We start from the raw sequence: 23,457 nt of genomic DNA, 5'->3' as shown, positions 1-23,457 counted from the left end.
AGTACACAAATGATTTTACCAATTGTAGGATATGGTGATCCTGTTTTAAGAAAAGTAGGTGTGGCAATTACGCCAGATTATCCAAACCTAAAAGAAACTATAGCAAACATGTATGAAACCATGTACAACGCCTATGGTGTAGGACTTGCTGCGCCACAAGTGGGTCTTGCAATTCGTATATTTGTTATTGATACCACACCTTTTAGCGAAGATGACGATTTGGCTTCAGATGAACAGAAAGAATTAAAAGGTTTCAAAAAGACTTTTATAAATGCTAAAATTGTGAAAGAAGAAGGTGAAGAGTGGAGCTTTAATGAAGGTTGTTTAAGTATTCCTGATGTTCGCGAAGATGTTTATAGAAAACCTACTGTAACAATCGAATATTGTGAGGAAGATTTTGTAATGAAAACAGAAGTTTTTGACGGATTAATTGCAAGGGTTATTCAGCACGAATACGATCATATCGAAGGAGTTTTATTTACTGACAAAATATCTTCTTTAAAAAAGCGTTTGATTCAAAAGAAATTAAAAAACATTACAGAAGGCAAAACATTTCAGGAATATAGAATGAAATTTGCCGCTGCAAAAAAAGGCAGATAAACGTTCTAAGAAATTAGAACTAAAAAGATATAATAGAAAAAATTCTTAATACTAATTTAATAAACATGAATTTAGACAAAATTTTAGCCATTTCTGGGAAACCAGGTTTATATGTATTGAAAGTACAGACTCGTACAGGTTTTGTGGCAGAATCATTATTAGACGGAAAAAAAATTACAGTAAACTTAAAAAGTAATGTAAGTTTATTATCAGAAATTTCAATTTATACACACGAAGGAGAAAAACCATTGACTGAAGTAATGCAAAAAATTGCAACTAAAGAAAACAAAGGTCAGGCTATTTCTCACAAAGAAGATAACGCAACTTTAAGTGCTTATTTTAAAGAAATTTTACCAGATTATGATGAAGAAAGAGTTTATCCTTCTGATATTAAAAAAGTTTTAAACTGGTACAATACACTTCAGGCTAAAGGTTTAGTGACTGATTTAGCTCCTGCAGCGGTTGAAGCAGCAGAAGAAGCTCCGGTTGCAGAAGAGAAAACAAAAAAAGCTCCGGCAGCAAAAAAAGCAAAAGCTAAAAAAGAAGAATAGTAGTCCTATACTTTTAAATATATTAATCCTGTTAAGATGTTTTCTTAGCAGGATTTTTTACTTTTACAGAGAATCGGCAGAAATATAAAAAACAAAAAAATGAGTAAAGAACTTCAATTAAAAGCCTTCGAAAGATTATTGATTATCATGGATGAATTGCGAGAGCAGTGTCCTTGGGATAAGAAACAAACTTTACAAACGCTTAGACATCTTACAATTGAAGAAACTTACGAGCTTGGTGATGCCATTCTGGATAACGACTTAAATGAAGTCAAAAAAGAACTGGGAGATTTGCTGTTGCATATTGTTTTTTATGCCAAAATTGGTTCAGAAACAAATGATTTTGATATTGCCGATGTCTGCAATGAAATCTGTGATAAATTGATTCATCGTCACCCACATATTTATAGTGATACAGTTGTAAAAGATGAAGAAGAAGTAAAACAGAACTGGGAAAAACTTAAACTTAAAGAAGGTAAAAAATCAGTTTTAGAAGGTGTTCCAAGAAGTCTTCCTGCTTTAGTAAAAGCCAGTCGAATTCAGGACAAGGTAAAAGGTGTTGGTTTTGACTGGGAAGAACCTAATCAGGTTTGGGATAAGGTTCAGGAAGAATTAGAAGAATTGCAAGTTGAAGTCAAAGCCGGTGATCAGGATAAAATTGAAGCCGAATTTGGGGACGTTTTGTTTTCAATGATAAATTATGCCCGATTCTTAAATGTAAACCCTGAAGATGCTTTAGAAAGAACCAATAAAAAGTTTATTAAACGTTTTCAATATTTAGAAAGCAAGGCAGGTGAATTAGGAAAACCTTTAATGGAAATGACTCTTGCGGAAATGGACGTTTTTTGGAACGAAGCAAAAAAGCTCTGATTATTCAGCCATTTTCTTTAATGCCTTAATATTTTTAAGCATAATTTTTTTTCCAACAAGCTCAATCAATTCCAGTTTATTAAAATCAGACAGTAAGCGGATACAGCTTTCTGTAGCAGTTCCAATCATTCCGGCAAGCTCTTCTCTTGTAAGTTGTACTTGTAGTGTTTTGTCTGCATTTTCTCCAAACGAATCATGCAGATGCAGTAATGTCTCTGCTAAACGTTGCTTTACAGTTTTTTGTACTAAAGCAATTTTTTCGTTTTCAGACTCTTTTAAGTCTTCACAAACAGATTGCATCAAATTCAGTGAGAATTGATTGTTGTGGTTAAAAAAGTGTAGAATTTCGGCTTTCGGAATAAAACAAACTTCCATGTCGGCAATTGCTTTTGCAGATAAATTAGCAGGTTCATTACTAATCATAGAACGTTGCCCCAAAAGTTCACCGGATTTTACCAGTTTTACAATTTGGTCTTTTCCGTTTGCGCTTAATTTAGAAAGTTTTCCTACACCGTCTTTTACACAAAATACGCCATTTGTAACTTCACCTTCTTCAAAAAGAGCTTCCCCTTTTTTTATGGTATAAGTAGTTTTGCTACTAGCCAATTTTACAACTTCTTCTTTATTAAGTGCTTTAAGAGAAGAAAGCTGGCGTACAATACATTGGTCACATTTATTCATAGCAAAAAAATTTACTGCAAAATTAACCAATATTCAGTTTCTTTCCCAGTAATATTCCTTAAAAAATAGAGAAAATTTTTACGCCTGTATTTTGCTTGTTTTTATTTCTTAAATTAGAATTCGATTTCATTTTAATATGATAAATATCATATTTATAATCGCTTCTTATTTGGAATATTTGTTAGATTAAAAAAAAACAAATTATGAGTGAGTTAGGTTGTTTTCATTGTGGACTTACCATTCCTAAAAATGAAGAAATCACTTTCGATGAAAAAAAATTCTGCTGCAATGGTTGTAAAACCGTGTATGAAATTTTTAGTCTTCACGATTTAACCTGTTATTATGATTTCGAAAAATCACCAGGTGCCACTCCTCAGGATATTGCTGGAAAATATGATTTTCTGGATAATGAAACTATTCTTTCAAAAGTACTTGAGTTTCAGGAAGGAAATACCGCTATTGTTTCTTTAAATATTCCACACATTCATTGTAGTTCTTGTATTTGGATTCTTGAAAATTTAAACCGAATTCAAAGCGGAATTAGCATATCACAAGTAAATTTTCCTGAAAAGAGAGTTAGAATAACCTTTAACTCAGATCTTATTTCTCTTAAAGAAATCGCTTATTTGTTGAGCTCTATCGGGTATGAACCTTATATAAGTCTTGAAAATTACGAAACGGGAAAAAACAATGTAGACCGAAGCTTGACTTACAAATTAGGTGTTGCGTTCTTTTGTTTTGGTAATATCATGCTATTGTCTTTTCCTGAATATTTTGAAATAAAAGAGTTTTGGTTAGACAATTACAAACCTTTCTTTAGGATTTTGATTTTTGTGCTGGCTCTGCCTAGTTTCTTATATTCTGCAAGCGGTTACTACGTTTCGGCTTATAAAAGCATCAAATCAAAAATGCTGAATATTGACATTCCAATTGCATTAGGAATTATCGTAATGTTTATTAGAAGCACTTTTGATATTGTGATGAATTATGGCTCTGGTTTTTTTGACAGTTTAACAGGTCTGGTTTTCTTTATGTTACTTGGAAAAATGTTTCAAATTAAAACCTATAGTTTTTTAAGTTTCGAAAGAGATTTTAAATCCTATTTTCCTATAGCGGTTACAAGAATTAATGCCGATGCCTCTGAAGAAAGTGTTCCTATATATGATGTCTTAAAAGGAAACAGATTGTTAATCAGAAATCAGGAATTAATTCCGGTTGATGGTATTCTGATTAGTGAAAAAGCGGAGATAGATTATAGCTTTGTTACCGGAGAAGCAGTTCCGATTACCAAAAAATCCGGAGACAAAGTATTTGCAGGAGGAAAACAAATAGGGAAAGTGATAGAAATGGAGGTATTGCATTCTGTTTCACAAAGTTACCTTACGCAATTATGGAGTAATGAAATTTTCCAGAAAAAAGTAGATCAAAAACATAAAACGATTACAGATAAGATTAGCCGATATTTTACGCCTCTTTTATTATTAATTGCATTTGCCGGATTTGGTTACTGGATATTTATCGATGCTAATACTGCATTTAATGTTTTTACTGCGGTATTAATTGTAGCATGTCCTTGTGCGTTAGCGCTTACCGCTCCATTTACTTTTGGAAATATCCTGAGAATTATGGGTAAGCAAAAAATGTATCTTAAAAATGCATTGGTAATAGAACAGTTAGCAAAAGTTGACACTATTGTTTTTGATAAAACAGGGACCATTACAACAAACAAAAAATCAAATATTATCTATGAGGGTACTCCAATTTCAGATGAAAATTTGGTATTAATAAAAAACGTCCTTAGGGCATCAAATCATCCTTTGAGCCGCATGCTGTATGACTTCTTGCCGGAATCAGGAAGAATTAAAATTGATGATTTTCAGGAAATAACCGGAAAAGGAATTTTAGCTTCAGCTGAAAATAATACGATTAAAATAGGTTCAGGAAGTTTTGTTGGCGGACCTGAAAAAGATGCCTCTGAAATTGAAAAAACGGCGCTTCATATAAAAATTAATGATGTTTATTATGGCGAATTTAATTTTCAAAATCAGTATAGAGATGGTTTAAGAACGTTATTTTCTACCTTGAGTGAAAAATATGAAATAAAAGTGCTGTCAGGTGACAATGATGGAGAACGAGGAACTTTGGAGACCATATTGCCGAAAAACACCGAATTGGTTTTTAATCAGAAACCGGAACAAAAACTCGAGTTCATAAAAAAACTGCAGGAAAAAGGGCAAAATGTAATGATGGTAGGGGATGGACTGAATGATGCCGGTGCTTTGGCTCAAAGTAATGTTGGAATCTCTATATCAGAAAACGTCAATGTTTTCTCGCCTGCTTGCGATGCAATTTTGGATGCCAGCGAGTTTTCGAGATTAGATTACTTTCTGAAACTTTCTCATAAATCTATTTTGATAATTAAAATGAGTTTTGGTTTATCGCTTCTGTATAATGTAGTAGGATTGGGTTTTGCAATTACAGGAAATCTCTTACCTCTGGTAGCTGCCATAATAATGCCTTTAAGCACAATTACGATTGTTAGTTTTGTTACGTTTATGTCTAACTATTTCAGTAAGAGTAATTTAAAACGATTATAAATAATTCTGAAATGTTTTTTTACTAAATTTAACATTAGTCTTCCGACTATGATAATTATCATATTATATACCCTAGTAACCCGCTAATTTTGTTAACATAAATTTATGGTATGAGTGTAATTTATCTATTAATTTCAGTTAGTATTTGTGTAGCAATAGGCTTCTTTATTGCTTTCATCGTCGCGGTTAAATCTGGTCAATACGATGATGATTATACACCCTCAGTCAGAATGCTTTTTGACGACGAAACAAAAATTACTCCCCAGAAAAATAATTCACCAACCGAAGAAAAACAAGTATAATTATGGAAATGGAACAGTTTTATTACGACAACAAAATTGTAAAAAAATTCATTTACGCCACTATTCTTTTTGGAGTAGTAGGTATGTTAGTAGGACTGACCCTTGCGGTTATGTACCTTTTTCCCAATATAACAGATGGGATCTCCTGGCTTAGTTATGGTCGTTTAAGACCGTTGCATACTAATGCTGTAATTTTTGCCTTTGTGGGTAATGCTTTCTTTGCCGGAATGTATTATTCGATGCAAAGACTACTTAAAGCCAGAATGTTTAGTGACTTTTTAAGTAACCTGCATTTTTGGGGTTGGCAGCTTATTATTGTAGCAGCTGCAATTACGTTACCATTAGGGTATACTTCTTCAAAAGAATATGCAGAGCTTGAATGGCCAATAGATATTGCGATAGCGGTTATTTGGGTTGTAATGGGGATTAATATGATCGGAACGATGCTTCGACGCAGAGAGCGCCATTTGTATGTAGCAATTTGGTTCTATATCGCGACTTTTGTTACTGTAGCTGTTTTACATATCTTTAATAATATTGAGATTCCGGTTTCTGGATTAAAAAGTTACTCTGTTTATGCCGGAGTTCAGGACGCTTTAGTTCAGTGGTGGTACGGTCATAATGCAGTTGCGTTTTTCTTAACTACTCCATTCTTAGGTTTAATGTATTATTTCATTCCTAAAGTGGCAAATAGACCAATCTATTCTTATAGATTATCAATTATTCACTTTTGGTCTTTAATCTTTATATATATATGGGCAGGACCACACCATTTATTATACTCTGCTCTTCCAAACTGGGCACAGAACTTAGGTGTTGCGTTTTCTGTAATGTTGATTGCTCCATCTTGGGGAGGTATGATTAATGGATTATTGACACTGAGAGGTGCCTGGGATAAAGTTCGTGAAGAACCGGTTTTAAAATTCTTTGTAGTAGCGATTACAGGTTACGGAATGGCAACTTTTGAAGGGCCAATGCTTTCTCTTAAAAATGTCAACGCTATTGCGCACTATACGGACTGGATCGTAGCACACGTGCACGTAGGAGCATTAGCATGGAACGGATTTATGTCTTTTGGTATTATCTACTGGTTGATTCCTCGAATGACAAAATCGAACTTATTCTCTAAGAAACTGGCAAATTTCCATTTCTGGATTGGTACTTTAGGTATTATAGTATATACAATTCCATTATATGTGGCTGGTTTTCAACAAGCTTCAATGTGGAAACAATTTAATCCGGATGGAACTTTAACTTACGGAAATTTCCTTGAAACCGTAACAGCAATTATGCCAATGTACTGGATGAGAGCTATCGGAGGAAGTTTGTACCTAATAGGTATGTTAACATTGGTTTACAATATTATCATGACTGTAAAAGCGGGTGAGACTATTGAAGATGAATTAGCTCAGGCTCCTGCATTACAAAAAATAAACAGCAACAGACTTAATGGAGAAAAATTCCATTCATGGTTAGAAAGAAAACCAATTCAGTTAACCATTTTGGCTACAGTTGCTATTTTAATTGGAGGAATCATTCAAATTGTTCCAACGATTATGGTAAAATCAAATATTCCAACGATTTCAAGCGTGAAACCTTATACACCTTTGGAGTTAGAAGGTCGTGATTTATATATCAGAGAAGGCTGTGTAGGTTGTCACTCACAATCTGTTCGCCCTTTTAGAAGTGAAGTAGAACGTTATGGAGTTCAGGCAAAAGCAGGAGAATTTGTTTACGACCATCCATTTTTATGGGGATCTAAACGTACAGGTCCTGATTTGCTTAGAGTAGGTGGAAAATATAATGACAACTGGCATTTTAATCACATGTGGAATCCACAAAGTACATCTGCCGGATCAATCATGCCAGGATACAAATGGTTGTTTGATAACAAACCACTAGACATATCACTGACTCAGAAAAAAATGCAGGTGATGGTTACATTGGGAGTGCCATATTCTGAAGATGAAGTGGCAAATGCGCAACGAATATTAAGAGAGCAGGCAGTTAAAATCGAAAAAAGCTTAGAAAGTGATCCTGACTTTGTTAAGAGTTATGATGACAGTAAAAAGAAAGCTGCTGCTAAAGGCGAGAAATTCATTCCGATGAACGAACGTGAAATTGTTGCACTGATTGCATATATTCAAAGATTAGGTACTGATATTAAGGTAAAAGAAACTTCTAAATAACAGCATTATGTTTGAGCAAATAAAACACAATATGGAAACAATATCGGGTATAGAAGTTTACCCGATTATTTCTCTCTTGATTTTCTTTTTCTTTTTTGTAGGATTAGGCTTTTGGGTGTTCTCATATAAAAAAGACAAAATTCAGGAAATGAGTCAGATACCTTTAGATGAAGGAAGTATTATAATTTCAAAAGATAGACAACAATGAAAAAGTTTTTCCCAGCATACGTAAGAGTACCGTTAATTTTCTTTATCGGTTTTGCCTTGATGGAATATTTTATAGATTCAGGAGATAAACCTGCTTTTATCAAATATCCAATGGTTTCTGTCTTTTTGCTTGTTTTTCTGTTTATTCTGATTGCTGTTGAAATTACTTTAAGTGCGGTCAATCGTGTTCTGTATCAATTGATGACACCAGAAGAAAAAGCAAAATTAGAATACGAAGATAGTCTAAGTCTTAAAGAAAGTACTTGGTACAAAAATCTAATGCATAAGCTGACGAAAACGCAGCCTATGGAAAAAGAGGGCGACTTATTATTGGATCATGATTATGACGGAATCAAAGAGTTAGATAATAATTTACCGCCTTGGTGGGTATATTTATTCTACATCTGTATCATTTTTGGAGTAATCTATGTTGCAAAATATGAACTTTTTGGTGGTGATAACCAGGAAACGGAGTTGAAAAAAGAAATGGCACAGGCCAAAATTGATGTGGATGAATATCTTAAAACTGCTCCAGATTTAATGGATGAAAAGACAGTAGTTCTACTAACAGACGCTCCAAGCCTGGATGCAGGAAAAGAAATTTTCACAACAAATTGTGCCGCTTGTCACCGTGTTGATGCAGGAGGACAAATTGGACCAAACCTTACAGACGACCGTTGGATTTTAGGTGGAGGAATTAAAAATCTGTTCCATACTATTACAAATGGAGGACGTGATGGAAAAGGAATGATTGCCTGGAAAGGTACTTTAAAACCAAAAGAAATTCAAAAAGTAGCAAGTTACATTTTGTCTTTACAGGGAAGTAATCCTAAAGATCCAAAAGAAGCAGAAGGAGATGTTTGGGTAGACGATAGTGCTCCTAAAACCGATGCAGCTGCAAATACACAAAAAGATACCACTGAAGTTAAAAAATAATTAAAATATCATGTCAAATTTACCAGACGAGGCTTTTAGAGATACTATTGGAACTATAGATGAAGGCGGTAATCGGAAATTTATATTCCCTAAGAAACCGTCTGGTAAATTTTATAATTACCGCAAAATTGTCAGCTATGTTTTACTGGCTATCTTATTTATAAATCCGTTTATTAAAGTAAACGGAAATCAATTTATGATGTTCAACATTCTCGAACGTCGTTTTAATATATTTGGATTCCCCTTTTGGCCTCAGGATTTTTACCTGTTTGTTATATCAATGCTTGTAGGCGTTGTATTTGTTATCTTATTTACAGTTGTTTTTGGAAGGATATTTTGTGGATGGATTTGCCCTCAGACCATATTTTTGGAGATGGTTTTTCGCCGAATTGAATATTGGATCGATGGTGATCGGGGATCTCAGTCTCGTTTAGCCAGAATGGAATGGAATGCTGAGAAAATTAGAAAAAGAGCTATAAAGTGGACGATTTTCTTCGTGATCTCTTTTGTGATTGCAAATGTTTTTCTGGCTTATTTAGTTGGTAGCGATGCTTTGTTTTTAATGATAGAGCAAGGACCAATTAAACAGTCCAGTAATTTTATTGCACTTCTTATTTTTACCGGTATTTTTTATTTTGTTTTTGTTTGGTTTCGTGAGCAGGTTTGTATTATAGCCTGCCCTTATGGTAGATTACAAGGAGTTCTTTTAGATAATAAATCGATTAATGTTGCTTATGATTTTGTACGTGGCGAAAAAGAAAAAGGGCGTGCAAAATTTAATAAAAAAGAAGACAGAGTCTTAACTGGTAAAGGAGACTGTATTGACTGTCTTCAATGTGTTCATGTCTGTCCTATGGGAATAGATATTAGAAACGGAACGCAGTTGGAATGCACAAATTGTACCGCTTGTATTGATGAATGTGATCATATAATGGAATCAGTTGGATTACCAAAAGGTCTTATTCGTTATGCATCAGAAGATGAGATTGCTAAAAAAGAACCTTTCAAATTTACTTCAAGAATGAAAGGTTACACAGCGGTGTTGTTTATTCTATTAAGTATCTTTGTTGGAATGTTGTTTTTAAGAACAGATGTTCAGGCTGTTGTTTTGCGCTTGCCGGGACAGCTTTTTCAACATGACGGTGACAAAATTAGTAATGTTTACACGTACAAAATTGTAAACAAAACTATGAAAGACTATAATGATATCCATTTTGAATTAATTGATCAAAAAGGAGAAATCAGGAATGTTGGGAAAACTCATTTTAAAGTGGCTAAAGAAGGTATTTCGCAAGGAACGTTATTTATCGAAATTAACGAGGCGCTTTTAGAAAGTGATAAAACTAATGTGAAAATTGGTATATATAACGGTAAAGAATTACTGGAAACCACCAATACAAATTTCTTAGGACCACGAAGTTTTAATTAAAATTACAGGATTATGAAAATTAATTGGGGAACAGGAATTGTCATTGCATTTGCATTGTTTATGACATTTATTTTATATTTTGTTTTTGAAGTACAATCCAATAGTAAATATGATAATGATTTGGTTGTAGAAGAGTATTACAAACACGATACTCATTTTCAGGAAGAGATGGCGCGAATTCAAAACGCACATGATTTGCAGCATAAGCCTGTTGTAAAATACAATGATCAAGGGCTGACAGTTATATTTCCTGCTACTTTTGAGAGTAATAAAATTACAGGTAATGTTTTGTTGTACAGGCCATCAAATAAAAAATTTGATTTTGATACCAAACTTGCACTGACAAATTCTTCTTTACATATTCCGCAGAATAAATTGATTAAAGGACGCTGGGATGTTAATATGGAATGGCAATATGAGGGTAAAAAATACTTAACTAAAGAGGTGATTTACGTAAATTAAATAAAATGCTGTTTTCTGCTTTTATATTAGGCCTTATCAGTAGTCTGCATTGTGTTGGAATGTGTGGGCCTATTGCTATGATGTTGCCGGTCGATCATCAAAATCAGGCTAAGAAAGTAACCCAGATTGTAACGTATCATTTAGGAAGATTAACAGCTTATGCAACAATAGGTTTAATCTTTGGATTACTTGGACGTGGCTTTTTCCTGGCCGGAATGCAGCAAAAAATGTCTATATTTATTGGTGTTGCAATGATTCTCGTTGTTGTAATTCCGGAAAAAATATTCGCAAAATACAATTTTTCAAAACCAGTATATAAGATTATCTCCAATATAAAAACCAGTTTAGGAAGCCAGTTTAAAAAGAAAAGCTATAAATCTTTGTTTACAATAGGCTTATTAAATGGTTTCTTGCCGTGTGGAATGGTTTATGTGGCCTTATTTGGGGCAATTGCAATGCAAAGCGCCAGTCTGGGTGTTATGTATATGTTGTTGTTCGGATTAGGAACTCTTCCTTTAATGACAATCGTTGTTTATATCCATTCACTACTAAAACTGCCATTTCGAAATAAAATTCAAAAAGCAATTCCTTATGTTGCAGTACTAATTGGTGTACTTTTTATATTGAGAGGTTTAGGATTGGGTATACCTTATATATCTCCTTCAAACATGAGTTTGTTTGTTCAGGGAACTCCTGAATGCCATTAGACAGTGATTAAACGGTCATTGAGAACAGATTTGTTTCCGGAGATTTTCTTTTTAGATGCAAATCAAAAGCCATACAGATATTACGAACAAATGGTCTCCCGGCTTCTGTAATTTTGATTTTATGACCTTCTATTACGATTAATTCATCGTTTTCTATTTCTTTTAAAGCCATTAATACATCCGGAAGCTCTTTAAAGTATAAAGAATCTTTGCTCCAGGAAGTTTCAAGTTCGCAGGTTAAGTTTAAGATGTGTTTTCTAATAATTAAATCTTCTTCATTTAAAATATGACCTTTTACAACTGGTAATTGATCAGCATCTATTAATTGATAGTAGTCTTCAAGGCTTTTTGTATTTTGGGCAAAACTGTACCAGCTGTCACTAATAGAAGAAACGCCTAAACCAATCATAAGCTGTGTTTTTGAAGCACTATACCCCATAAAATTACGATGCATTTTTTTGTTGTGTACAGCGTGAAATAAGCTATCTGAAGACAATGCAAAATGATCCATTCCAATTTCATGATAACCATTTGCAGAAAGCAATTGTTTTCCGATTTCGTATAGTTTTCGTTTTTCGGCATCTTTTGGAAGATTCTCTTCATTAAATCCTCGCTGTCCATTTCCTTTTATCCATGGCACGTGAGCATAGCTGTAAAATGCAAGACGATCCGGTTTTAATGAATTTGTTTTTTCAACTGTATCAACGATGTTTTCTATAGTTTGAAATGGTAATCCAAATATAATATCATGTCCAATTGATTTATAACCAATTTCTTTTGCCCAAAAGGTTACTTTAGCAACATTATGAAAAGGCTGGATTCTGTGAATTGCTTTTTGCACTTTCTCGGCATAATCCTGAACACCAAAACTTACTCGGCGAAAGCCTAAATCGTAAAGTTTTTTAAGTTGTTCGTATGTTGTATTGTTAGGATGTCCTTCAAAGCTAAATTCGTGATTTTCTGCCTTACCTGCATAGGCAAAGATTCCGTTAATAAGAAGTTCTAAATTATCAGAGGAGAAAAAAGTTGGTGTTCCTCCGCCTAAATGTATTTCTTTTATAAGAGGTTTTTCGGGCAGTAAATTGCAGTATAAGCTCCATTCTTTAAGAACAGCCTGAATGTATTTTTCCTCAACCGAATGGTTTTTTGTGATTCGTTTGTTACAACCGCAAAAGGTGCACATACTTTCACAAAATGGTAAATGAATATATAAACTTATTCCGTTTTCAGAATTGCTTTCTATGAATGATTTTCGAAAAGATTCTTTCCATTCTTCAACCGTAAAAGCAGCTTCATTCCAGTAAGGTACCGTTGGATAACTCGTATATCTTGGACCAGGTACATTGTATTTTTGAGTTAAGGAAATTTTCATAATGACGGATTAAGTATGCATCAAAATTACTATTTCAGGCTCAGGCATAAAATGACAAATGTCATGTATCTATAAAAAAAGAGACTCATAATGAGCCTCTTTTCTGAATTAAATAACTAACGTGAAATAGAATCTTGGATGATTTTAAGCCATTTTTTTGCAAACATATGATCTTGGTAAGCACTTATTTGTTTAATGCGGTCATCATCAAAATCATAGAATGGTATGATGATTTTTTTAGGTGTATCTTTTTCCTGAAATTCAAAATCAATTTTTAGGATTGTATTTGAGTTTCCGTCTTCGGTTAAAACTAATTTGCAGGAAGAAACAGTTTTTAAATCTAAATAGGTTGCTTCTTGCTGATTTGGATTAAAATTCATCAAAATAAATCTTCTAAATTTTTGATCAATGGTTAAAGTTTTATTGCTTTGAGATTCTGTTAAGTCAAAATCTTCCGGATGAGTCGGATTAAATTTCTTTTTAATATTTAGAATTCTTGATTTGTTTGCAGCGCTCGATCGTGCTGAAAAATATACGGGAATGGCTACTATGATTGCGATCACAATACCAATTATGGTTACACTTGTTTCCATGTTTGAAAATTTGATAAATAATATGAAATAATAAACAGTTTCCTGATAGAAAACGGTTTAATGATGGTGAAGAATGAGTTCTTCAGTTTTAAAATTTCATATGACTACCAGAAAAAATGGAAGGGGTAGAGCATCAATAAGATTTTTTTGCTCTGAGTAGAAAATTGATTGGCAAAGTTAGCGCTTGATTTTATTGCTTTGTGTTGAGGAACAATAAGCAATAAAGAGTCAAAGCATTTTATAATGCCGGGATGATTTGTTTTGATGTTTGCAGCAAACTGATAGCTTGCCTGCGGTTGGATGAAAGCAGAAGAATCTGGTGTTTCCTTTGTGAAATTGGAATCTGTTTTTTGTGTTTCAATTTTTTGCACAGGAATCTCATTTGCCTGAACGGCAAAAAAGGTTAGGAACAAAAGTGAAACAAAAATTATGGTTTTACGAATCCAATTCATGTGGGCGAATTTAGTTCATAAAACACAATAAAAGAAATTTTAAGTGCCAATTACTTCTTAAAAGTGGCTTTTTTGTTATTATCCTCAACTTTTGCTTGTAAAAAGTTGAGGATAAAAAAAATTATTGCTGCATTTTAAAGTAATAGTCAGCGGAGTGTTTTCCTCCTCCGTAGAAAAGGAAAAATATGCAAAGTAATAAAATTACTATTGCCAGGATTAAGCTTTCAGAATGCATACGTCCCATAAAATTAATAAGGACGGCACCAAATAATATTGGTAATTGCGCTGCAATTGCCCAACGGGTGAGTAGCCCAAAAACAATCATTATTCCTCCAATCATATGGGCTGGCGCGATATAATGCAAAAGAAACATACCGCCACCGAATTGATCAATGGGAGAAATTAAATCATGTAAATACTGGACATTCGTTACAAATGAAACTCCTTTCATAAATAAAAAAACACCCAATACAATACGTACTAAATCTACTGGTAAATAAGTGTGCGAATTTGCCCATTTATTCAAACTTTTTACATTTTCCATGATACTTACGTGATTTTAAATTTTTAACTAAGTTACTAATTTTTAATCAGATATTTATTTTTAAGTACTTGAAAATAAGCTTTTTGCCTTTTATTTAACTTTTACCTGAGAATGTCGAAATTGCTTATACCTGAATTACACCTAAATTGAATGGTTTCTGAATAGGAGCGTGGTTTGCAGCTTCTATTCCCATTGAAATCCATTTTCGGGTATCAAGAGGATCGATAATAGCATCTGTCCATAATCTTGAGGCAGCATAATAAGGTGATGTTTGTTCGTCGTAACGAGCCTTTATTTTATTAAAAAGCTCAGTTTCTTTAGCTTCATCCACAACTTCTCCTTTTGCTTTAAGCGAAGAAGCTTCAATTTGTGCTAAAACTTTTGCAGCCTGAGTTCCGCCCATTACAGCAAGTTCTGCACTTGGCCAGGCAAAAATTAATCTTGGATCATAGGCTTTTCCGCACATGGCATAGTTTCCTGCTCCATAAGAATTCCCTACAATTACAGTAAATTTCGGAACTACCGAATTACTTACGGCATTCACCATTTTTGCTCCGTCTTTAATGATTCCGCCATGTTCAGATTTAGATCCAACCATGAAACCTGTAACGTCCTGTAAAAAAACTAATGGAATTTTCTTTTGGTTACAATTGGCAATAAATCGGGTTGCTTTATCGGCACTGTCAGAATAGATAACACCGCCAAATTGCATTTCGCCTTTTTTAGTTTTAACCACTTTTCTCTGGTTGGCTACAATACCCACCGCCCAGCCATCAATTCTGGCATAACCGGTAATTAATGATTGACCATAACCTTCTTTGTATGCCTCAAACTCCGAATTATCAACCAAACGATTGATGATTTCCATCATATCATATTGTTCGTTTCGGGCTTTTGGTAAGATTCCATAAATATCATTTGGCTCTAAGGCAGGTTTTTCAGCTTTAATTCGGCTGTAACCGGCTTTGTCATAATCACCAATTTTATCTACAATGTTTTTTATTTTGTCTAAAGCATCTTTATCGTCTTTAGCTTTGTAATCGGTAACACCTGAAATTTCGCAATGTGTTGTGGCGCCACCCAAAGTTTCATTATCGATTGTTTCTCCAATTGCAGCTTTTACCAGATAACTACCTGCAAGGAAAATACTGCCTGTTTTGTCTACAATTAAAGCTTCGTCGCTCATAATTGGTAAATATGCACCTCCGGCAACACAACTTCCCATAACGGCTGCTATTTGGGTGATTCCCATGCTGCTCATTTGTGCGTTGTTTCTAAATATTCGCCCGAAATGTTCTTTATCCGGGAAGATTTCATCCTGCATAGGAAGATAAACTCCGGCACTGTCTACCAAATAAATAATTGGAAGTCTGTTTTCCATTGCGATTTCCTGAGCGCGAAGATTTTTCTTGCCTGTAATAGGAAACCAGGCGCCGGCTTTAACCGTTGCATCATTGGCTACAACAATACATTGTTTTCCTTTTATGTAGCCTATTTTTATGACTACACCACCAGAAGGACATCCGCCATGTTCCTTGTACATTCCATCACCGGCAAAACCGCCAATTTCAATATTCTCTGAATTTTCATCTAATAAGTACGCGATACGTTCACGAGCCGTCATTTTTCCTTCGGCATGTAATTTTTCAATACGTTTTTCGCCTCCGCCCAGTTTTACTTTGGCAAATTTTTGTTTTAGTTCTGAAAGTAATAGTTTATTGTGATCTTCGTTTTTATTGAAGTTTAAATCCATGATATAATATTAATTTTACAAAATAAGGTTGGCTAATTTACAAAATCCGTTGAAATAAACAGAATATTTTACAGATGTGTAATTTTTATTAATTATTAACTTATTTAAAACAAAAAAGCAGAAGATTAACTTCTGCTTTTATATCTAAAATCGAAAAATGTTATTTTTTCGAATCACAAACCATTCGTTTTAAAATTGCCCATTGTTTTAGTGCATCACGAGCTTCAACCGCAGGATATCCTAACATGGTTTTTCCTGCCGGAACATCGCAGGTTACACCTGAACCAGCTCCGACCACAGCACCATCGCCAATAGTAGTATGGTCTTTTATAGAGGCGCTCCCGCCAATAATAACACCATTTCCTAAAGTTACAGAACCTGCTAAACCACTATTTCCGGCCATAATGCAAAATTTACCTAGTTTACTATTATGTCCAATTTGAACTAAATTGTCAATTTTACAGCCATCACCAAGGATTGTTGAGCTGAATTTTCCGCGATCTACGCAGGTATTGGCGCCAATTTCAACTCCGTTTCCAATAATTACGTTTCCGATTTGTGGAATTTTAACTAAGCCGTTTTCTTTGCATGGACGAAATCCAAAGCCATCAGCACCAATAGTTGCATTTGGATGAATAATACAATCGCTACCAATGTGACAACGCTCACGAACAACAGTTCCAGACCAGATTACGGTATTTTTGCCAATAGTACATTCGTCTAAAATGGTCACATTTGGATAAATTGTTGCATTGGCTCCAATTTCGACTTTTGGGCCAATGTAACAACCAGCACCAATTTTAGCTCCTTCGCCAATTATTGCAGTTTCATCAACTGTTGCTGTTTTGTGTATATTAACACGAAAGATTGGAGTAGGTGGGGCAAAAAGGGCTAAAATTTGAGACATTGCTAAGTCTGCATTTTTTACTTTGATGAATGCACGATTTTCGCCGGGTTCGATAGAAATGTCTTCGTTTACCACAGCAATAGATGCATTTGATGCAGACCAGTATTTTTCGTATTTTTTGTTTCCTATAAAAGAGATTTCTGAAGTTGTAGCTTTTTCCAGTTGCTCTGTTGCAGTTATACTTTGTGAAGTAGTGCCGTAGATCACGCCATTAATCACTTCATTAATTTCTTGAATTGAATAGGATTTCATTAATGTGTTGAATAGAATTTTAGGTTAATTTTTGCCAAATAAAATGAATAACATTTTAATTACCTAATGTTTTTTTGGTGTTTTTTAAAAAATATTTAAAATAACAGTTTAAATATTACAAAATTAACATTTTACCTATTAAAATACTGTGGGTTTTGTAATTTTCACTAGCCGTTTTTATTGAAAAATTGAAACATAATGTGCACAGACAGAGGTGATTTCAATTCAAAAATAAATTTTATTTATTGATAAGCAGTGTCTTACAATTTTTATTGGTAACAGATTTGTGTGTAAAAAAAAGCGATTCACTTTTGAGAAGGAATCGCTTTGATTGTTATTCTTTTATTTTGGAAAGAGAGAGTGCATTGATGCAGTATCGCAAACCACTTGGTTCTGGTCCATCTGGAAAAATATGTCCCAAATGTGCATCACAAACATTGCAGACTACTTCAACACGAATCATTCCGTGGGATTTATCGGCATGATAACCAATAGCATTTTCTTTTATTGGTTGTGTAAATGAAGGCCAGCCAGTTCCTGATTCAAATTTTTCGCGGGCATCAAAAAGAACTGTACCGCAACATTTGCATTCATAAATTCCCGGATCAAATAAACTGCATAATTCAGAGCTAAAAGATCTTTCAGTTCCTTTCAAACGTGTTACCTGAAATTCTTCAGGAGTTAGAAGTTGTTTCCATTCTTCCTCTGTTTTCTCCACTCTTTTTTCCGGAGCCGGATTTCCTTTATTTGTAAAATGAATTACATCTGCCCATTTTATCATAATCTTTTCTTTTTAGTTTGAGGTTTCATGTTTCATGTTTCACGTTTCATGTTTACTATGATTGTAAACCAAGACGGAACACTAAAAAACGGAATACTTTGACTTATTCCTCCTCCTTCTGTCCCATCATCATTAAAAATGCTTTCAGGAACGGATCGATATTTCCGTTCATTACGCCATCAACATCGCTGGTTTCATAGCCTGTACGAACATCTTTTACCAGTTTATAAGGTTGCATAACGTAATTACGTATTTGCGAACCCCATTCGATTTTCATTTTTCCGGCTTCAATATCGGCACGTTGTGCTTGTTGTTTCTTTAATTCAATTTCATACAATTGAGAACGTAACATTTGCATAGCACGCTGTCTGTTATCTTGCTGGGATCTCGTTTCAGAACATTGAATCTGAATTCCGGTTGGTTTATGTACTAATTGAACTTTTGTTTCAACTTTATTCACATTTTGCCCTCCGGCTCCACTAGAACGAGAAGTTGTAATTTCGATATCGGCAGGATTAATGTCAATTTCGATACTGTCATCTACTAGCGGGTAAACGTAAACAGAAGCAAAAGAGGTATGGCGTTTGGCATTACTGTCAAAAGGAGAGATTCTCACTAAACGATGTACACCGTTTTCTCCTTTTAAATAGCCAAAAGAATAATCTCCTTCAAATTCTAATGTTACAGTTTTGATTCCGGCAACATCACCAGCCTGAAAGTTTAGTTCTTTTATTTTATAACCATAGCTTTCTCCCCACATCATGTACATACGCATTAACATTCCCGCCCAGTCACAACTTTCAGTTCCGCCTGCTCCGGCAGTGATTTGAAGAACTGCACTTAAGCTGTCTCCTTCGTCAGAAAGCATGTTTTTGAACTCGATGTTTTCTACATGAGACTGAGTAATGTTGTATTGCTCATCCAGTTCATCAGCAGAAAGTTCGCCTTCTTTGTAAAAATCATAAGCAAGTTGTAATTCTTCCGTTAGAGAAACCGCTTTGTCATAATCTTCGATCCATTTTTTCTTGTTTCGAAGGTTTTTTACAATGTTTTCTGCTTCTTTTGCATTGTTCCAAAAATCAGGAGCGAATGTTTTTTCTTCTTCGTTTGCAATTTCGATTAGCTTGGCATCAACGTCAAAGATACCTCCTCAACGCACCAAGGCGCTCCACAATACCTTTTACTTGTTCGGCTGTTGTCATAAATTTATAAATAGTTTTATAGGTTTTTTTGTTGATATTACGTTAATTTATTTCAAAGAATTAATGCGTAATTTCGTAGTACAAAAATAAGATTTAGTTTTTAGAATACAGCAATAAATTTATAAGACAGTGATCGTATAAAATAAGAAATCATTTTTTAAATTATAAAGAGGATTTTATATGTTTTTTATAAATATTACGTTAATTTGGTTGTATTGTAATCCGGAAGTTAAATTTTATTAAAACTTACGATCAATAACTAACAGTAATATGTAATTTTGCTGTCCAAAAAAAGATATAGTTTTTATATGGAAATAAATTTAATTAGCGATACCATTACCAAACCTACATACGAAATGTTGCAGTATATGTTTAACGCTCAGGTTGGCGACGATGTATACAAACAAGATCCTACTGTTATCGAATTAGAGACTAGGGTAGCTGAATTTTTTGGTATGGAAGCTGGACTTTTTTTTCCGTCTGGAACTATGGCGAATCAAACTGCTATTAAACTTCATACTCAGCCTGGAGAACAGTTAATAGCAGATAAATATGCACATGTTTATCATTATGAAGGAGGAGGGGTTTCCTTTAACAGTGGAGTTTCCTGTTGTTTGCTTGATGGACACAGAGGGATGATAAATGCTGCTCAGGTTGCTGCGGCTATAAATGATCCTGAATTTTATCATAGTCCGTTAACAAGTTTGGTTTGTGTTGAAAATACTACCAATAAAGGTGGCGGGGCTTGCTACGAATTAGAAGATTTAAGAGAGATAAAAAAAGTATGCGATGCTAATAATTTAAAATTCCATTTAGATGGAGCGAGAATTTGGAACGCATTAGTAGCTAAAAGACAGAATCCGAAGGAATTTGGAGCAATTTTCGATACTATTTCGGTTTGTTTGTCAAAAGGTTTAGGCGCTCCAATTGGTTCAGTTTTGCTTGGAAGTAAAAGTGATATTCATAGAGCGTTGAGAATCAGAAAGATACTTGGTGGAGGAATGCGTCAGGTAGGGTATTTGGCTGCAGCCGGATTGTACGCTTTAGCAAATAATATTGAGCGACTTGCAGAAGACCACCGCAGAGCTAAAGAAATCGGGGCTATTTTGAGTACTAAATCCTGGATTTCGGCTGTTGAACCGGTAGAAACTAATATTTTGATTTTTTCGCTGGCTGAAGGTTATAGTGATCAGCTTTTAATAGAAAAATTAAAACAAAAAAATATTTTAATTAGCTCTTTAGGTCATAATAAACTTCGAATTGTTACGCATCTGGATTATAAAGAAGTGATGCATACTTATGTGATGGAGATTTTTTCGAAAATCTAAAAAAAGATACTAAGGCTCTGAGTTGCTAAGGTTCTGAGTTTTTTGCTTTACTTTAAAAAAAAGATACTAAGGTTTTGAGCAGCTAAGTTTCTGAGTTTTACTTTGCTAAAAAATAATAGACGCACAATTTGTGCGTCTATTATTTTAAAAGACTTGTTTCTATGAATCTTAGCAACTCAGAGCCTTAGTATCTTAGAGTCTTTATTTAAACAAATTATCCATTCCGGGAATCATTGGCATATCCATTTTGGCAACGGCGTCAAGTTCTTGTTCGTTTATACTTGTTGCTTTTTCAATTGCTTTGTTTAGCGTTACAATTAAATAATCTTCTAATTGTTCTTTGTCTTCTAAAAGAGAATCATCAACAGAGATTGTTTTTATTTTTCTGCTTGCGGTAATTGTTATTTTTAATAATCCGTCAGCACTTTGTTCGTCAATTAAAACAGTATCAAGACGTTTCTTTGTATCTTCAATTTTTTGTTGGGTTTCTTTAAGTTTGCCCATCATTCCCATTAAATCCATTTTTTGTCGATTTTTAAATTATTTCAGACAAAATTACTATATTGCTGTTTGATAACAATAGAATATTTTATGAAAATATTAATTTAGGTTCTGTTGTGATTGTAGTATTTTTGCCTCTCTGAATAAAAAATTAATGCTTAATTAAATCAATGCAAAACGATATACTGGCTCCAAAGGCTAAAGAAGTTCCTAAAAAACTCAAAAAACACAAAGAAACCCGAATCGATAATTACTTTTGGCTGAACGACCGCGAAAATCCTGAAGTTATTGATTATTTGAATAAAGAGAACGATTATTATCAAAAAATGACTTCGCATACAAAAGATTTACAAGAGTCTTTATACGAGGAAATGAAAGGAAGGATTAAGGAAGACGATTCATCTGTTCCTTATTTTTACAACGGTTATTTTTATATTACCCGTTTTGAAACAGGTCAGGATTACCCCATTTTTGCCCGAAAAAAAGGTAGTCTTTCGGCAGATGAAGAAATCTTATTCAACTGTAACGAAATGGCAAAAGGACATGCTTATTTCAAATTGGGAGGTTTAAGTATAAGTCCTGACAATAAATTTGCCAGTTTTGGTTTAGACCTTGTAGGAAGAAGAATCTATACCATTCAGTTTAAAAATCTTGAAACTGGTGAGATTTTAGAAGAGAAAATCGAAAATGCCACAGGTGGATCTGTTTGGGCAAATGACAATAGAACTGTTTTTTATACCCGACAGGATGAAGTTACTTTAAGAGCAGATAAAATTTTCAGACACAAACTAAATTCAGATTCAAAAAACGATGTTTTGGTTTATAATGAAACCGATGATACTTTTAATGTTTCGGTAAGTAAAGAGAAATCGAGAAAGTATATTGTTATTAGTTCCGGAAGTACGCTAACAACTGAATACCGAATTCTGAATTCAGATAATCCAGATGGTGATTTTGAAGTTTTTCAGACTCGTGTTCGTGGTTTAGAATATAGTATTTCACATTTTGAAGATTCGTTTTATATTTTGACCAATAAAGATAAAGCGACAAACTTCAAGTTAATGAAAACGCCTGAAAATAAAACAGCAAAAAGAAACTGGGTCGATATTATTCCGCACAGAGAAGATGTTTTACTTGAAGATATTGAGATTTTTAAAAACTATTTAGTGGTTGAAGAACGCTCAAATGGTTTAAATCATATCAGAATCATGCCTTGGAATAAAGAAGAGGAAGATTATTATTTGCCTTTTGGTAGTGAAACTTACAGTGCATTTACTACAACAAATATTGATTTTGATACCGATATTTTGCGTTACAGCTACCAATCACTTGCGACACCATCGTCTGTAATTGATTTTAATATGAAGACTAAAACCAAAGAAATCTTAAAAGAACAACAGGTTTTAGGAGGGAAGTTTGATAAAGAGAATTATATAGAAGAACGAGTTTGGGCAACGGCCAGAGATGGAGTAAAAGTGCCAATTTCGATGATTTACAGAAAAGGGTTAGAGAAAAATGGTAAAAATCCGTTACTGCTTTATGCATATGGATCATACGGAATTACTATGGATACGTATTTTTCTTCGACGCGACTTTCTTTGTTGGACCGTGGATTTATTTACGCAATTGCTCATATTAGAGGCGGAGAAGACCTGGGAAGACAATGGTATGATGACGGGAAACTGTTAAAAAAGAAAAATACCTTTACAGATTTCATCGATTCTTCTAAATTTGTAATAAACGAGCAATATACTTCGCCTGAACATCTTTATGCTGAAGGTGGATCTGCAGGAGGGCTTCTGATGGGAGTAATTGTAAATGAAACCCCGGAATTATACAATGGAGTTATTGCTCAGGTACCTTTTGTAGATGTTATTACAACGATGCTGGATGACAGTATTCCGCTGACTACCGGAGAGTATGACGAATGGGGTAACCCTAACAAAAAAGAATATTATGATTATATGTTGTCATATTCACCTTATGATAATGTAAAAGCACAAAAATATCCAAATATGTATGTATCAACGGGATTGCACGATTCTCAGGTACAATATTGGGAGCCAGCTAAATGGGTCGCTAAGTTGAGAGATCTGAAAACAAATGAAAATCTTTTGTTTTTAGATACTAACATGGATGCGGGTCATGGTGGGGCTTCAGGACGTTTTGAGGCTTTAAAAGACTTAGCAAAGGAATTTAGTTTTTTATTAGATTTAGAAAAAATTAAAAGCTAATTAGAAA

General features: G+C 34.0%; 23 protein-coding genes. 13 read left to right on the top strand and 10 right to left on the bottom strand.

Annotation, left to right across the window (positions count from 1 at the left end):
- Positions 1 to 9: 9 nt before the first annotated feature.
- The 3 genes from def to mazG all read left to right on the top strand — a co-directional run bounded on the left by def (position 10) and on the right by mazG (position 2,021).
- Positions 10 to 600 (top strand): peptide deformylase, encoded by a 591-nt coding sequence (def, locus tag OLM51_RS15215; protein ID WP_213255621.1) that lies wholly within the window; start codon positions 10 to 12, stop codon positions 598 to 600.
- Positions 601 to 665: 65 nt separating this feature from the next.
- The gene (locus OLM51_RS15210) at positions 666 to 1,151 is read left to right on the top strand and encodes a DUF5606 domain-containing protein (RefSeq protein WP_264551450.1); all 486 of its coding nucleotides are present in this window, start codon (positions 666 to 668) and stop codon (positions 1,149 to 1,151) included.
- A 99-nt stretch (positions 1,152 to 1,250) separates the two neighbouring features.
- The gene (gene mazG, locus OLM51_RS15205; protein WP_264551449.1) at positions 1,251 to 2,021 is read left to right on the top strand and encodes a nucleoside triphosphate pyrophosphohydrolase; all 771 of its coding nucleotides are present in this window, start codon (positions 1,251 to 1,253) and stop codon (positions 2,019 to 2,021) included.
- Here the strand turns inward: mazG and OLM51_RS15200 are convergent, their stop codons facing one another.
- A complete protein-coding gene (locus OLM51_RS15200; RefSeq protein ID WP_264551448.1) occupies positions 2,022 to 2,702 on the bottom strand; it encodes a Crp/Fnr family transcriptional regulator in 681 nt (226 codons plus the stop codon). It abuts the gene before it with no gap.
- Positions 2,703 to 2,905: 203 nt separating this feature from the next.
- Between OLM51_RS15200 and OLM51_RS15195 the strand changes: the two genes are divergently transcribed.
- The 8 genes from OLM51_RS15195 to OLM51_RS15160 all read left to right on the top strand — a co-directional run bounded on the left by OLM51_RS15195 (position 2,906) and on the right by OLM51_RS15160 (position 11,531).
- Positions 2,906 to 5,299 (top strand): heavy metal translocating P-type ATPase, encoded by a 2,394-nt coding sequence (locus tag OLM51_RS15195; protein ID WP_264551447.1) that lies wholly within the window; start codon positions 2,906 to 2,908, stop codon positions 5,297 to 5,299.
- Between the two features lie 110 nt (positions 5,300 to 5,409).
- Positions 5,410 to 5,601, top strand: coding sequence for a cbb3-type cytochrome oxidase assembly protein CcoS (ccoS, locus tag OLM51_RS15190; RefSeq protein ID WP_264551446.1), 192 nt, complete (start codon positions 5,410 to 5,412; stop codon positions 5,599 to 5,601).
- 2 nt (positions 5,602 to 5,603) lie between these two features.
- Complete coding sequence (gene ccoN, locus OLM51_RS15185; RefSeq protein WP_264551445.1) at positions 5,604 to 7,790, top strand: cytochrome-c oxidase, cbb3-type subunit I; 2,187 nt, start codon at positions 5,604 to 5,606, stop codon at positions 7,788 to 7,790.
- A 7-nt stretch (positions 7,791 to 7,797) separates the two neighbouring features.
- Positions 7,798 to 7,998, top strand: a complete 201-nt coding sequence (locus OLM51_RS15180; RefSeq protein ID WP_264551444.1) for a CcoQ/FixQ family Cbb3-type cytochrome c oxidase assembly chaperone — start codon at positions 7,798 to 7,800, stop codon at positions 7,996 to 7,998.
- The gene (locus tag OLM51_RS15175; RefSeq protein ID WP_264551443.1) at positions 7,995 to 8,933 is read left to right on the top strand and encodes a cbb3-type cytochrome c oxidase N-terminal domain-containing protein; all 939 of its coding nucleotides are present in this window, start codon (positions 7,995 to 7,997) and stop codon (positions 8,931 to 8,933) included. Before OLM51_RS15180 ends, OLM51_RS15175 begins: the two co-directional genes overlap by 4 nt.
- 10 nt (positions 8,934 to 8,943) lie before the next feature.
- Complete coding sequence (gene ccoG / locus OLM51_RS15170; RefSeq protein WP_264551442.1) at positions 8,944 to 10,362, top strand: cytochrome c oxidase accessory protein CcoG; 1,419 nt, start codon at positions 8,944 to 8,946, stop codon at positions 10,360 to 10,362.
- 12 nt (positions 10,363 to 10,374) lie between these two features.
- Complete coding sequence (locus OLM51_RS15165; protein WP_264551441.1) at positions 10,375 to 10,824, top strand: FixH family protein; 450 nt, start codon at positions 10,375 to 10,377, stop codon at positions 10,822 to 10,824.
- A gap of 5 nt (positions 10,825 to 10,829) precedes the next feature.
- On the top strand, positions 10,830 to 11,531 hold the full coding sequence (locus OLM51_RS15160; protein ID WP_264551440.1) for a sulfite exporter TauE/SafE family protein: 702 nt from the start codon (positions 10,830 to 10,832) through the stop codon (positions 11,529 to 11,531).
- Between the two features lie 7 nt (positions 11,532 to 11,538).
- Here OLM51_RS15160 and hemN read toward each other — a convergent pair whose 3' ends face one another.
- The 8 genes from hemN to prfB form a co-directional block, all read right to left on the bottom strand.
- Entirely contained in the window at positions 11,539 to 12,903 is a 1,365-nt protein-coding gene (gene hemN, locus OLM51_RS15155; protein ID WP_264551439.1) for an oxygen-independent coproporphyrinogen III oxidase, read from the bottom strand.
- A 116-nt stretch (positions 12,904 to 13,019) separates the two neighbouring features.
- Positions 13,020 to 13,496 carry a hypothetical protein gene (locus OLM51_RS15150; protein WP_264551438.1) on the bottom strand — a complete coding sequence of 159 codons (477 nt, stop codon included), beginning with the start codon at positions 13,494 to 13,496 and terminating at the stop codon, positions 13,020 to 13,022.
- Positions 13,497 to 13,600: 104 nt separating this feature from the next.
- Positions 13,601 to 13,948, bottom strand: a complete 348-nt coding sequence (locus OLM51_RS15145) for a hypothetical protein (protein ID WP_264551437.1) — start codon at positions 13,946 to 13,948, stop codon at positions 13,601 to 13,603.
- Positions 13,949 to 14,069: 121 nt separating this feature from the next.
- The gene (locus tag OLM51_RS15140) at positions 14,070 to 14,492 is read right to left on the bottom strand and encodes a DoxX family protein (protein WP_264551436.1); all 423 of its coding nucleotides are present in this window, start codon (positions 14,490 to 14,492) and stop codon (positions 14,070 to 14,072) included.
- A gap of 124 nt (positions 14,493 to 14,616) precedes the next feature.
- Positions 14,617 to 16,245, bottom strand: a complete 1,629-nt coding sequence (locus OLM51_RS15135) for an acyl-CoA carboxylase subunit beta (protein ID WP_264551435.1) — start codon at positions 16,243 to 16,245, stop codon at positions 14,617 to 14,619.
- Between the two features lie 160 nt (positions 16,246 to 16,405).
- Complete coding sequence (lpxD, locus tag OLM51_RS15130; RefSeq protein ID WP_264551434.1) at positions 16,406 to 17,404, bottom strand: UDP-3-O-(3-hydroxymyristoyl)glucosamine N-acyltransferase; 999 nt, start codon at positions 17,402 to 17,404, stop codon at positions 16,406 to 16,408.
- A 334-nt stretch (positions 17,405 to 17,738) separates the two neighbouring features.
- Positions 17,739 to 18,185 carry a peptide-methionine (R)-S-oxide reductase MsrB gene (gene msrB, locus OLM51_RS15125; protein ID WP_264551433.1) on the bottom strand — a complete coding sequence of 149 codons (447 nt, stop codon included), beginning with the start codon at positions 18,183 to 18,185 and terminating at the stop codon, positions 17,739 to 17,741.
- A gap of 103 nt (positions 18,186 to 18,288) precedes the next feature.
- A protein-coding gene (prfB, locus tag OLM51_RS15120) for a peptide chain release factor 2 (protein ID WP_264551432.1) occupies positions 18,289 to 19,387 on the bottom strand; the annotation gives its coding sequence in 2 pieces (ribosomal slippage) (positions 18,289 to 19,323 and positions 19,325 to 19,387; 1,098 coding nt in all).
- Positions 19,388 to 19,695: 308 nt separating this feature from the next.
- Between prfB and OLM51_RS15115 the strand changes: the two genes are divergently transcribed.
- Complete coding sequence (locus tag OLM51_RS15115; protein WP_264551431.1) at positions 19,696 to 20,715, top strand: threonine aldolase family protein; 1,020 nt, start codon at positions 19,696 to 19,698, stop codon at positions 20,713 to 20,715.
- 201 nt (positions 20,716 to 20,916) lie between these two features.
- On the opposite strand, the gene OLM51_RS15110 is transcribed toward OLM51_RS15115, so the two are convergent.
- Positions 20,917 to 21,237, bottom strand: a complete 321-nt coding sequence (locus OLM51_RS15110; RefSeq protein ID WP_264551430.1) for a YbaB/EbfC family nucleoid-associated protein — start codon at positions 21,235 to 21,237, stop codon at positions 20,917 to 20,919.
- A 149-nt stretch (positions 21,238 to 21,386) separates the two neighbouring features.
- Between OLM51_RS15110 and OLM51_RS15105 the strand changes: the two genes are divergently transcribed.
- The gene (locus OLM51_RS15105) at positions 21,387 to 23,450 is read left to right on the top strand and encodes a S9 family peptidase (protein ID WP_264551429.1); all 2,064 of its coding nucleotides are present in this window, start codon (positions 21,387 to 21,389) and stop codon (positions 23,448 to 23,450) included.
- Positions 23,451 to 23,457: the final 7 nt, after the last annotated feature.

It is taken from the genome of Flavobacterium sp. N2038 (assembly GCF_025947185.1).
Taxonomy (GTDB): Bacteria; Bacteroidota; Bacteroidia; order Flavobacteriales; family Flavobacteriaceae; genus Flavobacterium.
The sequence above is the reverse complement of the archived record's forward strand: the minus strand, read 5'-3'. Positions and strand labels throughout refer to the sequence as shown.

Excerpts from the sequence above, each read along its gene's own strand:
- OLM51_RS15135 (WP_264551435.1), bottom strand. The coding sequence starts at position 16,245 with ATGGATTTAAACTTCAATAAAAACGAAGATCACAATAAACTATTACTT.
- OLM51_RS15115 (WP_264551431.1), top strand. The coding sequence starts at position 19,696 with ATGGAAATAAATTTAATTAGCGATACCATTACCAAACCTACATACGAA.
- OLM51_RS15145 (WP_264551437.1), bottom strand. The coding sequence starts at position 13,948 with ATGAATTGGATTCGTAAAACCATAATTTTTGTTTCACTTTTGTTCCTA.
- OLM51_RS15175 (WP_264551443.1), top strand. The coding sequence starts at position 7,995 with ATGAAAAAGTTTTTCCCAGCATACGTAAGAGTACCGTTAATTTTCTTT.
- OLM51_RS15140 (WP_264551436.1), bottom strand. The coding sequence starts at position 14,492 with ATGGAAAATGTAAAAAGTTTGAATAAATGGGCAAATTCGCACACTTAT.
- hemN (WP_264551439.1), bottom strand. The coding sequence starts at position 12,903 with ATGAAAATTTCCTTAACTCAAAAATACAATGTACCTGGTCCAAGATAT.
- lpxD (WP_264551434.1), bottom strand. The coding sequence starts at position 17,404 with ATGAAATCCTATTCAATTCAAGAAATTAATGAAGTGATTAATGGCGTG.
- ccoN (WP_264551445.1), top strand. The coding sequence starts at position 5,604 with ATGGAAATGGAACAGTTTTATTACGACAACAAAATTGTAAAAAAATTC.
- msrB (WP_264551433.1), bottom strand. The coding sequence starts at position 18,185 with ATGATAAAATGGGCAGATGTAATTCATTTTACAAATAAAGGAAATCCG.
- mazG (WP_264551449.1), top strand. The coding sequence starts at position 1,251 with ATGAGTAAAGAACTTCAATTAAAAGCCTTCGAAAGATTATTGATTATC.
- OLM51_RS15210 (WP_264551450.1), top strand. The coding sequence starts at position 666 with ATGAATTTAGACAAAATTTTAGCCATTTCTGGGAAACCAGGTTTATAT.
- OLM51_RS15200 (WP_264551448.1), bottom strand. The coding sequence starts at position 2,702 with ATGAATAAATGTGACCAATGTATTGTACGCCAGCTTTCTTCTCTTAAA.
- ccoG (WP_264551442.1), top strand. The coding sequence starts at position 8,944 with ATGTCAAATTTACCAGACGAGGCTTTTAGAGATACTATTGGAACTATA.
- OLM51_RS15160 (WP_264551440.1), top strand. The coding sequence starts at position 10,830 with ATGCTGTTTTCTGCTTTTATATTAGGCCTTATCAGTAGTCTGCATTGT.
- OLM51_RS15110 (WP_264551430.1), bottom strand. The coding sequence starts at position 21,237 with ATGGATTTAATGGGAATGATGGGCAAACTTAAAGAAACCCAACAAAAA.
- OLM51_RS15195 (WP_264551447.1), top strand. The coding sequence starts at position 2,906 with ATGAGTGAGTTAGGTTGTTTTCATTGTGGACTTACCATTCCTAAAAAT.
- ccoS (WP_264551446.1), top strand. The coding sequence starts at position 5,410 with ATGAGTGTAATTTATCTATTAATTTCAGTTAGTATTTGTGTAGCAATA.
- OLM51_RS15150 (WP_264551438.1), bottom strand. The coding sequence starts at position 13,496 with ATGGAAACAAGTGTAACCATAATTGGTATTGTGATCGCAATCATAGTA.
- OLM51_RS15180 (WP_264551444.1), top strand. The coding sequence starts at position 7,798 with ATGTTTGAGCAAATAAAACACAATATGGAAACAATATCGGGTATAGAA.
- OLM51_RS15165 (WP_264551441.1), top strand. The coding sequence starts at position 10,375 with ATGAAAATTAATTGGGGAACAGGAATTGTCATTGCATTTGCATTGTTT.
- OLM51_RS15105 (WP_264551429.1), top strand. The coding sequence starts at position 21,387 with ATGCAAAACGATATACTGGCTCCAAAGGCTAAAGAAGTTCCTAAAAAA.
- def (WP_213255621.1), top strand. The coding sequence starts at position 10 with ATGATTTTACCAATTGTAGGATATGGTGATCCTGTTTTAAGAAAAGTA.